Raw genomic sequence first — 13112 nt, 5'->3', positions numbered from 1 at the left:
AGCGGATTTGCTACTGAAACACGGGCCTACCGGATACGCCGCAAGGTTTCGGCAATATCCTGGGCCAGTTTGCTCAGGCATTGGCTCTGGGCCTTGACCATCACCTCGTAATCGCTAGTAGATGCCGGAAATTGATAGACGGAGCGTTTGTCGATAGTGGTTTGGTCTTTACGCTTGATAAACCACTGCGCGATCAATCGGCTCCGGCCACTTTCATCAACATTGAATTCCACTATATCAACACCGATTTGATAATCAATTTCCTGCCGTTGCGGCCACGGATAACGCACAATCCGCTCTGTTCCGAGCAAACCGGGCAAGGCTTTGAATAAGGCCAGGGAAATATTTTTATCCAGCTTTTCCGCCCAGCGGTGGTCTTCGGAAAGCCGGTACTGGTTTTCCGTGACGGCGATGAGCATTTGCGGGCGGGCCAGATACTCAGGGATGTGTATCGGTCCCAAGCCTATCACCGGATCAACCGCCGCGCCTGGTTTGGTGGCCGAAAGCGGCGCGGCGGTGTCCGAATCGGCGGTCAGCCGATAAAACTGCACCGGCTTGCTATCAGTGTGCATACAACCGCTCAAAAGTATCGGAAACATCAAAACAAGCAGGCCCATAATTGACCGATAGGCTATCGCAGGATCATTCAAGCATTTCATACTGGTTCCACTCTCATACTGGTTTCACTCCTTTCCATAAATCAACGAATCGGGATGGCGCTGGAGATAATCGGTCAACTCTTTGGTGGATTGCGCCGCATCACGCAAGGCATCCAGCGATTGCCATAAGGGCGCATCCGGCGCAGCAAGGGTTTCCACGGAATTCAAGGACTGTTTGGACTCCAGTAATACGCTGTTGGCGGTATTTAGCGTCTTTTCGGTGGCAAGCAACACCGGCTTTATATCGCGGGTAAACTGTTGCACCAACGCCTGGGAGTCAAGCACCGTAGCATTCATATTTTTTAGCAGCGGCACTAAATCGTGGTTCATATTGGCGACAAGTTTTTCCGTCTCATTAAGGGTTTTGGCTAAGGCCACGCGGCTTTTTGTCAGATCGTCCGACGTGACCAAATCACGGACGGCTTTTAGCGTCGCGGAAAGGTCGTTGACGATGGCTTCTAAGGGTAGCTGGCGAAATTTGGTCAATATTTCATCCGCCGTGTTTCTGATTTGATCCTCCGTCGTCGGTACAGAAGGCAACTCCATCAGACCTTTATAATTAAGCCCTGTCAATTTCAGCGCTTGGTTGCGATAAAAATTAAATTCCACATATAAAAGCCCGGTCAGCAAGCTTTGGGTTTTAAGCTGGGCTTTAAGACCGGCGTCGATCAGCCGTTTAGTCCTTTGCCGGTTTTCTTGCAAGCCTGTTACAGACGGGTATGAATCTCCGCTGGTATCCAGCACCCGTTCTGGATCAATTTCAATCACCACCGGTTTGGCAATCTGCAAGGATTTTTCATTCATCTCCAAAGAAATTTCTTTGACCCTGCCAATCTGCACACCCTGCAACGTGACCGGCGCACCGACATTGAGTCCGTTTAAGGCGGAATCGAAATAAACGACATATTCCGTTTTTTTCTCGAATAACTGACCGCCGCCAAAAATCAACACGGCGGCGACCAGTAAAGCCAGCGAACCCACCAAAAAAGCACCGATACTGAAAGGATTGACGGCTTTGCTCATAGGTCACACGGTTCCTGATGATGGGTTAGGATTGGATTGGATTGGATTGGTTTATGCCGATTTGCCGAATCTTCGCGGGTTAGAAAACGGATGACTTTCGGGTCGCGGGATTCCGCCAACAAGCGTTTGGGGTCGCCGGACGCGATCATGGTTTTGGTTTCCGCATCAAGAAATGCCGAATTGGTGCCGATAGCCAAGATGCTGGCCAGCTCGTGGGTCACCAAGACGATGGTTGCGCCCAGATGGTCGCGCAGGCTACGGATCAAATCGTCGAGCAACTTGGCACTGACTGGGTCAAGCCCCGCCGAAGGTTCATCGAAAAACAAGATTTCAGGATCCAAGGCCATTGCCCTTGCTAGTCCTGCACGTTTTTGCATACCGCCGCTAAGCTCGGCGGGATAATAGCCCTCAAAACCCGCCAAACCCACCAAAGCCAATTTATAAGCCACCAATTCGCGGATGCGCTGTGGACTCAGACGGGTGTGTTCAGTAAGAGGCAGGGCGACATTCTCGCCCAAGGTCATGGAACTTAACAACGCGCCGCCCTGGAATAACACGCCGGTGCGTTGCAAAATACGTTTGCGGGCATCGGGTTCTGCTTGCCAAAGGCTTTCCCCGCCATAGAACACATCACCTTTGGCCGGCCGCATCAAACCGATGAGATTCATCAACAAGGTGCTTTTGCCGCAGCCACTGACACCCATGACGACGAAAATATCACCCCGATTGATCGTGAAATTGAGATCACGCTGGATGATGAAATCACCATAGGCCAGGGTCATGTTGTCAATGGTAAGGCATGGCGTGGTCATGGCTTAAATCCCCAGACGATTGCACATCAGCGTGATCAAGGAATCGGCGATGACGATGAACACAATGCTGGTCACCACGGCAGACGTGGTGGCATCGCCCACAGCCGAAGCACTACGCCCGCATTGCATGCCGCGCATACAGCCGGAGAGCGCGATCAACACGCCGAATACCGCGCATTTGACGATACCGATCATGAAATCCATAAGATGGATGGCGGTGGCGGTCCGATCCAAATATTGCAACAGGGAGACATCGAAAAAACTCACGGTCACGATGGCGCCGCCGACTATGCCCATCAAATCGGCATACAGGCAAAGCAAGGGCATAATTAGCACCAGTGCCAATATGCGCGGCAACACCAGAAACTCCATAGCCTCAAAGCCCATGGTCTTGAGCGCGTCGATCTCGTTGTTCACCTGCATGGTGCCAAGCTGCGCCGCGTAGGCGGCACCGGTACGCCCCGCCATGATGATGGCCGCCATCAAAGCCCCCATTTCCCGCGTCATGCCCAAACCCACCAAATTGGCGATATAGACTTGTGCGCCGAACAATGCCAATTGGACTGCACCCACAAAGGCCAGGATCAAACCGACCAGCAGGCTGATCAAGGTGACGATAGGCAAGGCCGAAGGGCCACAGTCCTGGATATTCAACCATAAATCCATCCGGCGAAAATGCGCCTTGCCACGCATCAACGCGGTGAAACTTAACGCCATTTCACCGATAAAAACGACAAAGTCCTGGGCATCTTTAAACAAATGCAAGCCTGCCTTGCCCAAGGCTTCCAACCAAGAATCCCGAGTTTCCTTGCGCCGCGCCCCTACCCGTTCGGGCACGGCATAAACCAATCTTAACAAACCCTGGATGCCTTCAGGCAAACTCGTGGTGTCAACTTGTACGCCCTGTGCCGCCCCATAATCAATCAGGCGTATCAGTTCAGTCATCAGCAAACTATCCCAACGGCCTAGTGCCTGGGTAGCAAACACCAGCCGCTTGATCCCGGTACCATCATCCAGTTGCGATAAAACCGCTTCCAGGGCCGGAATTTCCGCGTCCAGTACCCAATCACCTACAAAAGCGGCTTCCAAGGTGTTGTCCTTACGGCTCACATTGATGGAACAGGGGGTTTTGTCTGTCATGATAGGTTTTAGTGTTGGTTTTTTTCCAAAGCCGATAGTTATAGCCAGCTACCCGCTTTAGGAAGTCTTGCAATGCAAGGTCATTCCCCTTCTTGCATAAGTTGCTGGCGGATGGTTAATAACTCCTGCTGGCGGCTGGCATCGGCTTCGGGATAGCTCATTTTCAATGCCTTAAGCGTATCGAGGATAATTTGGGCGATAATCAGCCGGGAGTTCTTCTTGTCATCGGCGGGCACCACATACCAAGGCGCTGTTTTGGTGCTAGTCGCACCCAGGCAGGCTTCATACGCCTGCCTGTACTGTTTCCAGAATTTGCGCTCCTCAAGGTCGGCGACACTGAATTTCCAGTATTTTTCAGGCTTGTCGATGCGTTCAAGAAAGCGTTTGCGCTGCTCTTCCTTGGAAAGGTGCAGGAAGAATTTGATGATCCGTGTGCCGTTCCGGTGCAAATGCTTTTCCAAATCCACAATGGAACCGTAACGCTCCTGCCAGATGGTTTTTTCATCGAGCAATTCATCCGGCAGCCCCTGGCTATGCAGGATTTCAGGATGCACACGGGCGATCAGCACTTCTTCATAATAGGATCGGTTAAAAATGCCGATACGACCACGTTCCGGCAAACACTGGGTGGTGCGCCATAGAAAATCATGATCCAGTTCCATCGCACTGGGGTGTTTAAAGCTGAACACTTGGCAACCTTGCGGATTGACACCCGACATGACGTGCCGGATGGCGCCATCTTTTCCGGCGGCATCCATCGCCTGGAAAATCAGCAACATGGCATAACGGTTGGACGCATACTGTAGGCGTTGCAGCGAACTCAGCTCATCGACTTGTTCATCAAGAAGTCTGCGGTAATCTTCCTTTGATCCGTAAACCGGCTCGATAAGCGTCGGCCACTTTTTAAGGTCGATTTTTTCACCTTCCTGAATCCGAAAATCTTTGCCATTGACCTTCATCTTAATTCCTTTGTTGGGTTATCTATGCCTTAAGCCGTTTTATCCCGTCCAACCAGGCCGAATGACCTGAATGATGGACGGAGGTTTTGATCGTTTGAGTTTATCCCAACTCAAACTGCCGTGCGACTTTATTCTCAAACCAGTTTCACGCTCAAACCAGTACGGGCGGCGGCCTTAACCAGCCGTTTGTCAGCAGGATGAAAACATCGGCGTGTAGGGCTACCGCACTGCCGCGTGTTCTATCGTAAATATTAAAAAAGTGCGGTCTTATTGGCGGACAGAGCCAGCCTGCCAAATTGATAAATTGCCTGTAAGCCAGAAGTGTCCGTCCGGCGAACGCTAGGAAACGGCATACCGGACATAAAAGAAAACGGCCTACAGGATAATGTCTTTCGGATAGAAAGACATCCTTCAAGCTGGCCCTCCTATTCAAGCCATAAAATTGACCCATTATCCCTCTGTGCTGCAAGCTTTACGACGGCCCCCCTTTGTCCCCCCGGTGTTTTTAATACTGAACATAGCAAAGACTGGGGTGTACCCGCAGGGCATAAAACGCAAGAAACCCCGGCAGAGTGGCTTGTGGTGCTGGGATTGCGCTATCGCTTCATCCCAGCCTACGACACTGAACATAGTGACGGGTTAAAAATTTCTTTGCATAATACAATAACAGTGTTAAATTAACATCGTTATTCAAATAAACACGACTTATATGCCCCCCAAAATAAAATCACAACAAGACCGCGAACAACTGCGGTTGCTTATCCTCGATGCCGCCCGCAGCTTATTTGTCGAGCGCGGTATCGAGTCGGCATCGATGCGCGAGATCGCCAAGCAAATCGGCTATTCCGCGACGACCTTGTACAACTATTTCGCCGATAAAGAGGCGTTGCTGCAAGCCTTGTGCGACGCGGATTTTTTGGCTCTGGCGGCAGGGATGCGGGAAATCATGCAAATCCCCGACCCTATCCAACGCATCCAAGCTTTATGTAAAGGCTATTCCCAGTTTGCGCTGCAACATCCTAGCCATTACCGGTTCATGTTCATGACCCCACGCGCACCCACGAATATGGACATTACCGATATAGAACAGGGCAATACCGAGCAAGATGCTTACGCGCAATTGCAAGTGATCGTACAAGCAACGTTTGACGCAGGCTTGTTCAGGGCGGATTTGCAAGACAGCGAATTGATCGCCCAGACCTTGTGGGCGGGGGTGCATGGGGTTTGCTCGCTAGAGATCGCGCTGGGCAATGATATTTGGATGCAGTGGGCGGATATCGAGGCCCGGATCAGCTTGATGCAGGACGCGTTGTTGCGGGGCTTGTTGCGGGATTAACCCGGTGTCATAACAATTTAACCAATGCCGCCACTAAGCCCGCTTGCGCCAGCAACATGCCGGCAATCCATTTCACCAAATCGAATTTGATGTCATTGATTTTTGCTTCAAGGCGCAGTTCCAGCTCACGCAAGTCTTGCTTGGTTGACAGATCGGCTTCGCCGGAGGCTTCCTTAAAGGCACGGGATACCGCTTCGGCTTGTTTGGCATCAAAACCCGCTTCAATGAGCGTGCTAATAAATTTATAGGTATCGAAAGTTATTGTAGCCATAAGTAGGGTTGCCCCAATTTTCCGGTTTTAATAGATATTTGATGGAAAATTATCCCTGTTACCTGTGCATGTCAATATTGAAATTAGTGTTTTACTCCCATTTGACTGAAAACCGTATACCTTTGTAGAGCAATAACCTTTGATTTAGAAGATATTTTCTTATTTCAAAGTTGTACGTTTTCAAAGTGGGATGGGAGTAAATGCCTGTACAAAAGTTCTATGGCTACGACAGCCCGTCCTCAAAGGACGCGCAGTCGTTTTGTACCGAAAAACTTATTCACCATTAACTTATCGTTCCATACCGTTAGACATTTATCCCAACCCAACAGGATACCCCACTATGCGACACTTACGTTTTGGCTTACTGGCGCTGCCGCTACTGGTAGCTTGCGACAAACCCGTGGAAGCCCCGCCGCCGCCCCGTCCGGCCTTGGTGATGAAAGTCACCGACACCGCCACCGACACGGCGATGACCTTGGTCGGCAGGGTGCAGCCACGTTATGAATCGGCGCAAGGTTTCCGTATCGCCGGCAAGATTGTCGAGCGGCGCGTGGAGATGGGTTCAAAAGTCAGCAAAGGCCAAGTGCTTGCGCGGTTGGATGCCACCGACAGCCAACTGAACGTAGCGGCGGCGACGGCGGAAGTCGCGGCGGCACAAGCTAGCCACGCGCTGGCGGTGGCGGAAATCAACCGTCAGCGACAGTTGTTTGCCAAAAAATTCATTTCCGCATCCGCCTTGGACATCCACGAAGCCGAGCTGAAAGCCTCCGGTGCGCGTTTGGCGAAAGTCAAAGCCCAGGCCAATATTTCCGGCAACCAAAGCCAGTACACGACATTGACCGCCGACCGCGACGGCGTGGTCAGTTTCATCCAGGCCGAACCGGGGCAAGTGGTGGAAGCGGGCGACGTTATTGTGAAGATTGCTGACACGCGCACCGTCGATGTAGTGGTCGCCGTGCCGGAATCGCGCATGGCGGAAGTCAAACTGCAAGCCTCGGTTTATCTAAAGCTATGGGCGGACCAGCAAAAACTGTACACCGGCGTGATACGCGAAATCGCCCCTGAAGCCGATACGGCGACGCGCACGTTTAACGTCCGCATCACGCTGGAACAGGCCGATACGTCCGTCAAATTCGGCATGACCGCCGGTGTCAAATTCCCCGTACCCAGCACGACAAACCCAGGTGGCGTGATCGTCCCCAGCCGCGCCGTCACCGCCAACAACGGCAAAAGCCAAGTCTGGGTGATTGCCGATGACAACCACGCCCATGTGCGTGACGTGCAAACCGGCGCATTCCGCGAAGATGGCGTGGTCATCTGCAGCGGCTTAAATACCGGCGAGACCATCGCCATTGCCGGTGTGCATACCCTCACCGAAAACCAATTGATCCGTCCTATCATGGAGGCACAACCATGAGCCTGATGCCCGAAGACGAAAAAGCCACAGCCAACGCCGGATTTAACCTGAGCAATTGGGCTTTGACACATCAAACCCTGGTTTTGTACCTGATGCTGGTGCTGACGCTGGCAGGCTTTATGGCCTACACCAAACTGGGGCAATCGGAAGACCCGCCGTTCACGTTTAAAGTCATGCTGGTACGCGCCACTTGGCCGGGTTCCAGCGCGGAGGAAATGGCGACACAAGTCACCGACAAGCTGGAAAAGAAAATCCAGGAAATAGCGCATCTGGACAAAGTCACCAGTTTTTCCCGGCCCGGCGAAACCATGATTTTTGTCATCATTAAAGATGACACGATGTCCGCCGAGATTCCTGAACTCTGGTACCAAGTGCGCAAAAAAATTGGCGACATCCGCCATACCTTGCCGCAACAACTGGAAAGCCTGACCTTTAACGACGAGTTCAGCGACGTTTACGGCAGCCTATACGCGCTGACGGGAGACGGTTTTGATTACGCGGCCTTGAAAGCAAACGCCGAACTGATCCGCACCGAATTGCTGAAAGTGAAGAATGTCGCCAAAGTGGAGTTTTTCGGCGAACAAAAACAACGGCTGTTCATCGACCTTTCCAACGCCAAATTAGTGACCTTGGGCATCAGCACGCCGGAACTGATCCAGACCTTACAGAACCAAAACGCCATCGTGCGTGGCGGCACTTACGAATCCGCCGACGAGCGCATCCGTATCGCCGTGTCAGGCCGCTACACAAAACTGGAAGACTTGCGCGAGTTGCGCTTGCGGGCGCATGGGCAGGATTTCCGGCTCGGCGATGTCGCCAAAGTCTATCGCGGTTACGAAGACCCGCCGCATGACAAAATCCATTATCTGGGCAAAGAGGCCTTGCTGTTGGGCGTGAGCATGACCGAAGGCGGCGATGTCATTGAAATGGGGCATAATCTTGACGCAGCCCTCAGCCACATCAAAGAAAACTTGCTGGTCGGTTTGGAACTGGACACCGTCACCTCGCAGCCGCATATCGTCGCGCATTCGGTCAATGATTTTGTGCAATCGCTGGCTGAAGCCTTGGTGATTGTGTTGGGCGTGAGCTTGCTGTCGCTGGGCTGGCGTAGCGGCATCGTGGTGGCCATCACCATTCCGGTGGTGCTGGCGACGACCTTTGTGTTCATGCAGCAAATGGACATTGGTCTGCATAAAATTTCCTTGGGCGCGTTGATTTTGGCCTTGGGCTTGTTGGTGGACGACGCCATTATCGCCGTGGAAATGATGTCGGCGAAAATGGAACAAGGCTGGGACAGGCTAAAGGCCGCGTCCTTCGCTTACACCTCCACCGCCATGCCGATGCTGACCGGAACTTTGGTCACGGTCGCGGGCTTTTTGCCGATAGCCACCGCCGCCTCGTCCACGGGCGAATACACGCGCTCGATTTTTCAGGTGACGGCGATTTCTTTGCTGGTGTCGTGGTTTGCGGCGGTGATTTTCGTACCCTACATCGGCTATCACTTGTTGCCGGATTACGGTCAAGCGCCGCAACCGTCAAAACTGGGTCGCTGGTTCCGCTCGGTGTTTAAGATTGAAAGCCAGGCGGCGGAAGTCCATCATCACGACATTTACGGCTCGGTGTTTTACCAAGCCTTCCGCAAACTCGTCACCGCTTGTGTGCGTTACCGCAAAACCGTGGTTGCCATCACCTTGGCAATGTTCGTGCTAGCGATAGTCGGCTTCGGCAAAGTCCAGCAGCAATTTTTCCCCGATTCCACGCGTTTGGAATTGATCGTCGATTTGCGCCTGACCGAAGGCGCATCGTACACCGCCACCGAAACCGAAACCCAAAAGCTGGAACAATGGCTGCTGGCCTGGAACGAAAAACACCACGGCATTGAAAACTTTGTCGCCTACATCGGCAGCGGTGCGCCGCGTTTTTATCTGCCCTTGGACATCCAATTGCCGCACCGTGGCTTTGGGCAGTTGGTGATTTTGAGCAACACGCTGGCAGACCGTGAAGCTTTGCGTAAAGACTTGCTGGCCTTGTTCGACCATGAGTTTCCGGCCTTACGCGCTTCGGTGTTGCGTATGGAAAATGGCCCGCCCGTGGGTTTTCCGGTGCAGTTCCGCGTCAACGGCAGCGATATTGCACAAATCCGCACCGTCGCCCACCAAATCGCCGACATCATGCGTGGCAACAGCCACCTCAGCAACGTCCAGCTCAGTTGGGACGAGCCTAGCAAAGTCGTGAAAGTCAGCGTGGATCAAGTCAAGGCGCGTCTGCTCGGCATCAGCTCGGTCGATATTGCCACGGTGTTGAACGGCGGCATCCAGGAGCTGTACATCACCGAATTCCGCGAAGGCATAGAGCGTATTGACCTGGTCGCCCGTGGCCCTGCGGAGCAACGCAGCCGTTTGTCGCATTTGCAAGATTTGATGATCAACACCCAAACCGGCGTCGGTGTGCCATTGGCGCAAATCGCCACCATCAGCTACGAATTTGAGGAAGGCGTGATCTGGCGGCGCAACCGTGTGCCGTCTATGATAGTGCGCGGCAATTTGAACGGCAACGTGCAAGCGCCGCTGGTGTCAGGCCAAGTCGAAGAAAAACTGGCGGAGTTGAAAAGCCATCTACCGTTGGGCGTGGACATTGAAACCGGCGGCGCGGTGGAAGAATCGGCGAAAGGCGGCGCGTCGGTCGCGGCGGGGGTTCCGCTGTTTCTGATCGTGGTGCTGACGGTGCTGATGCTCCAATTGCAAAGCTTCTCGCGGGTGGTGCTGGTGTTCCTGACCGCGCCGCTGGGTTTGATCGGCGTGACACTCGCCTTGTTGCTGTTCGACAAACCGTTCGGCTTTGTCGCCATGCTCGGCACGATTGCCTTGTCCGGCATGATTATGCGCAACTCGGTGATTTTGGTGGATCAAATCGACCAAGACCGTGCGGGCGGGATAGAGCCGTGGCAAGCGGTGGTGGAATCGACCATCCGCCGTTTTCGCCCGATAGTGCTGACCGCAGCGGCGGCGATACTGGCGATGATCCCGCTGACCCAGAGCGTGTTCTTCGGGCCGATGGCGGTGGCGATCATGGGCGGTTTGGCGGTGGCGACGGTGTTGACCGTGCTGTTCTTGCCCGCCTTGTATGCCGCGTGGTTTCGGGTGGAAATGCCCAAGCCGTAGGGTACGCAATGCGTACCTTTTACATGGCTGGCAATGATGAATTTTTGAAAAGGTACGCAATGCGTACCCTACAACTGAATGATGCCAACGCCTTAACCCATTACTCCAAAGGTTTACCCACTATGCACCCAATCTTCTTACTCATTACCGCCTTGTTTGCAACCGCCGCAATAGCCAACTCAACTGGCACGGCATCCAAACCGCAATCCTTAATGGCTATTTACAACCTAGCCCTAGCGCACGACCCCACTTTGGCTTCGGCCCTGAACGCCAACAAAGCCGCGCAAGAGTTGATCGAACAGGCCAAAGCCTTGTACCGCCCCATCGTCAATTTCAGTGCCGGAGCCAATGCCTCCCAAACTGATGTACGTTACAAAGGCACAGGCATTCCGTTCCCCAACGGCGTGCGTTCGTATGAAGGCTACCAAGTCGGCGTGGAAGCGCGGCAACCCTTGTTCCGCAAACAAAATCTGGTGCAAATGGAGCAACTGCATACCCAAGTCAGCCAAGCCGACAAACAATTGCATTTGACGATGCAAAACCTGATGCTGCGCACCACGCAAAGCTATTTTGAGACGCTGGTCACGCAAGACAAGCTCGATCTTATCGGGGCGCAAAAAGCCGCCATTTTAAGCCAGTTAGAACAAGCGAAAGCCCGTTTCGACGTCGGTAGCGCGACCATCACCGACACCAACGAAGCCCAAGCCCGTTTCGATTTAACCATCGCCCAAGAAATCGCCGCGCAAAACGCCTTGGAAATCGCCAAACGCAACCTGCAAGCCATTACCGGCGAGTTGCCTAGGCCATTGGCAAAAGTCAGGGCCGACTTGAAACCGAATGCCTTGACCCAAAAACTGGATGAATGGTTGAAAGTGGCGGCCGACAGCAATTTAAACATCCAAATCCAGCAAGACCTCGCCACACTGGCCGGGCAAGAAATCGAGCGCAACCAAGCCGGACATCTGCCCACCGTCGATGCCGTCGCCAGCTACACCGAAACCTCCACCAACGGCAGCAACTTTGGTTTCGGCAGCGACATCAACACCGGCACCATTGGCGTGGAACTGAACCTGCCGCTGTACCAAGGCGGCGCGACCAGCTCACGCATCCGCCAAGCGGTGTTGAACAAGCAAAAAGCCCTAGACGACGTAGAAATCGCCCGCCGCCAAACCGAGTTGGACACGCAAACCGCGTATCTGAATTTGAATTCCAGCATCGCCCAGGTCAAAGCCTACGAACAAGCTCTAAGCAGCAGCCAGAGCCAATTGGATTCCACCCAAACCGGTTACGATGTCGGCATCCGCACCGGTGTCGATGTGCTGGACGCCCAACGGCAATTGTTTGCAGCGAAACGGGATTTACTGGAAGCGCGTTACCAGTATTTGCTGAATATCATCCGCTTGAAAGCGGCGGTGGGGGTGATTGGGGATGAGGATTTGGCGGATGTCAACCGGCAGTTGGAGGGGATGTTGTAAAGAGGCGGCAACCGCCCGTTGCAGATGCCCTAAAATTCCTTACAGCCAGAAAAGCCATGATGCAGGTTTGCAAATCAAGTTTTTATCATAGAAACTGTCAGCCATCGAACTAAAGAAATACTGGAGAAAAAACATGACCGAGACAGCACCAGCGGCTAGCAAGTTTATCCAACATAGAGGGCTTAGCGTCCCGACTTTTCTCTACGGGACGGCCTGGAAAGAAGACCAAACCGAAGCCTTAACCTACAACGCGATCAAAGCCGGATTTTTGGGCATAGATACCGCCAATCAACGCCGCCATTATTTTGAAGCGGGGGTCGGCAACGCGGTCAAGCGAGCCATCGCCGAACAACTCCTGCAACGTTCCGAGTTGTTTTTGCAGAGCAAATTCACTTTTGTGTCCAGCCAAGACCATCGCCTGCCTTACGATCCCAAGGCTGATTACGACACTCAAGTCCAGCAATCGTTTGCCAGCTCCTTAGAGCATTTGCACACGGATTATCTGGATTCTTATATCCTGCACGGGCCGGCTGTCCGTGATGGCTTGAGCGATGCCGATTGGGAAGTCTGGCGGGCGATGGAAAGCTTGCATAAATCCGGCGCGGTGAAGCTGCTGGGGGTTTCCAATGTCAGCTATGGACAATTGCAGGGCTTATTTAAACAGGCGGAAATTAAGCCCGCGTTCGTGCAAAACCGTTGTTACGCGCGTAGCCAATGGGACGCCCAAATCCGCCAGCTATGCCGGGAAAATGACGCCCTCTACCAAGGCTTTTCCCTGCTGACCGCGAATGCAACGGAATTACAAAAACCCGGGATTGCCGGCATCGCCAAACGGCTAGGTTGTACTATGCCGCAACTG

General features: G+C 53.2%; 11 protein-coding genes. 5 read left to right on the top strand and 6 right to left on the bottom strand.

The window, feature by feature from the left end:
* Nucleotides 1-26: 26 nt before the first annotated feature.
* The 5 genes from PHH59_RS11395 to PHH59_RS11375 form a co-directional block, all read right to left on the bottom strand.
* The gene (locus PHH59_RS11395) at nucleotides 27-659 is read right to left on the bottom strand and encodes a membrane integrity-associated transporter subunit PqiC (RefSeq protein WP_300015899.1); all 633 of its coding nucleotides are present in this window, start codon (nucleotides 657-659) and stop codon (nucleotides 27-29) included.
* A 24-nt stretch (nucleotides 660-683) separates the two neighbouring features.
* Nucleotides 684-1682, bottom strand: a complete 999-nt coding sequence (locus PHH59_RS11390; protein ID WP_300015896.1) for an MlaD family protein — start codon at nucleotides 1680-1682, stop codon at nucleotides 684-686.
* Nucleotides 1679-2494, bottom strand: a complete 816-nt coding sequence (locus PHH59_RS11385) for an ATP-binding cassette domain-containing protein (protein WP_300015893.1) — start codon at nucleotides 2492-2494, stop codon at nucleotides 1679-1681. The genes PHH59_RS11390 and PHH59_RS11385 overlap by 4 nt, the downstream gene beginning before the upstream one ends.
* A 3-nt stretch (nucleotides 2495-2497) precedes the next feature.
* Complete coding sequence (locus PHH59_RS11380; RefSeq protein WP_300015890.1) at nucleotides 2498-3634, bottom strand: ABC transporter permease; 1137 nt, start codon at nucleotides 3632-3634, stop codon at nucleotides 2498-2500.
* An 80-nt stretch (nucleotides 3635-3714) separates the two neighbouring features.
* Entirely contained in the window at nucleotides 3715-4593 is an 879-nt protein-coding gene (locus tag PHH59_RS11375) for an ADP-polyphosphate phosphotransferase (protein ID WP_300015887.1), read from the bottom strand.
* A 709-nt stretch (nucleotides 4594-5302) separates the two neighbouring features.
* Between PHH59_RS11375 and PHH59_RS11370 the strand changes: the two genes are divergently transcribed.
* The gene (locus PHH59_RS11370; protein WP_300015884.1) at nucleotides 5303-5929 is read left to right on the top strand and encodes a TetR/AcrR family transcriptional regulator; all 627 of its coding nucleotides are present in this window, start codon (nucleotides 5303-5305) and stop codon (nucleotides 5927-5929) included.
* 7 nt (nucleotides 5930-5936) lie between these two features.
* Here the strand turns inward: PHH59_RS11370 and PHH59_RS11365 are convergent, their stop codons facing one another.
* Nucleotides 5937-6200: a DUF1640 domain-containing protein gene (locus PHH59_RS11365; RefSeq protein WP_300015881.1), complete on the bottom strand. Its 264-nt coding sequence runs from the start codon at nucleotides 6198-6200 to the stop codon at nucleotides 5937-5939.
* A gap of 340 nt (nucleotides 6201-6540) precedes the next feature.
* Between PHH59_RS11365 and PHH59_RS11360 the strand changes: the two genes are divergently transcribed.
* The 4 genes from PHH59_RS11360 to PHH59_RS11345 all read left to right on the top strand — a co-directional run.
* Complete coding sequence (locus PHH59_RS11360) at nucleotides 6541-7617, top strand: efflux RND transporter periplasmic adaptor subunit (protein ID WP_300015878.1); 1077 nt, start codon at nucleotides 6541-6543, stop codon at nucleotides 7615-7617.
* Nucleotides 7614-10778, top strand: coding sequence for an efflux RND transporter permease subunit (locus tag PHH59_RS11355; protein ID WP_300015875.1), 3165 nt, complete (start codon nucleotides 7614-7616; stop codon nucleotides 10776-10778). The genes PHH59_RS11360 and PHH59_RS11355 overlap by 4 nt, the downstream gene beginning before the upstream one ends.
* An 8-nt stretch (nucleotides 10779-10786) precedes the next feature.
* On the top strand, nucleotides 10787-12253 hold the full coding sequence (locus tag PHH59_RS11350; protein ID WP_300015872.1) for a TolC family outer membrane protein: 1467 nt from the start codon (nucleotides 10787-10789) through the stop codon (nucleotides 12251-12253).
* 133 nt (nucleotides 12254-12386) lie between these two features.
* The coding region (locus PHH59_RS11345) for an aldo/keto reductase (protein WP_300015869.1) at nucleotides 12387-13112 on the top strand (726 nt) is incomplete at its 3' end.

Origin of the sequence: Methylovulum sp., assembly GCF_028687615.1 — a bacterium.
GTDB lineage: Bacteria > Pseudomonadota > Gammaproteobacteria > Methylococcales > Methylomonadaceae > Methylovulum.
This window is presented reverse-complemented; position numbering and strand designations above follow the sequence as displayed.

Coding starts and splice junctions, on each gene's coding strand:
- PHH59_RS11370 (WP_300015884.1), top strand. CDS start 5,303: ATGCCCCCCAAAATAAAATCACAACAAGACCGCGAACAACTGCGGTTG.
- PHH59_RS11360 (WP_300015878.1), top strand. CDS start 6,541: ATGCGACACTTACGTTTTGGCTTACTGGCGCTGCCGCTACTGGTAGCT.
- PHH59_RS11355 (WP_300015875.1), top strand. CDS start 7,614: ATGAGCCTGATGCCCGAAGACGAAAAAGCCACAGCCAACGCCGGATTT.
- PHH59_RS11375 (WP_300015887.1), bottom strand. CDS start 4,593: ATGAAGGTCAATGGCAAAGATTTTCGGATTCAGGAAGGTGAAAAAATC.
- PHH59_RS11380 (WP_300015890.1), bottom strand. CDS start 3,634: ATGACAGACAAAACCCCCTGTTCCATCAATGTGAGCCGTAAGGACAAC.
- PHH59_RS11350 (WP_300015872.1), top strand. CDS start 10,787: ATGCGTACCTTTTACATGGCTGGCAATGATGAATTTTTGAAAAGGTAC.
- PHH59_RS11385 (WP_300015893.1), bottom strand. CDS start 2,494: ATGACCACGCCATGCCTTACCATTGACAACATGACCCTGGCCTATGGT.
- PHH59_RS11390 (WP_300015896.1), bottom strand. CDS start 1,682: ATGAGCAAAGCCGTCAATCCTTTCAGTATCGGTGCTTTTTTGGTGGGT.
- PHH59_RS11395 (WP_300015899.1), bottom strand. CDS start 659: ATGAAATGCTTGAATGATCCTGCGATAGCCTATCGGTCAATTATGGGC.
- PHH59_RS11365 (WP_300015881.1), bottom strand. CDS start 6,200: ATGGCTACAATAACTTTCGATACCTATAAATTTATTAGCACGCTCATT.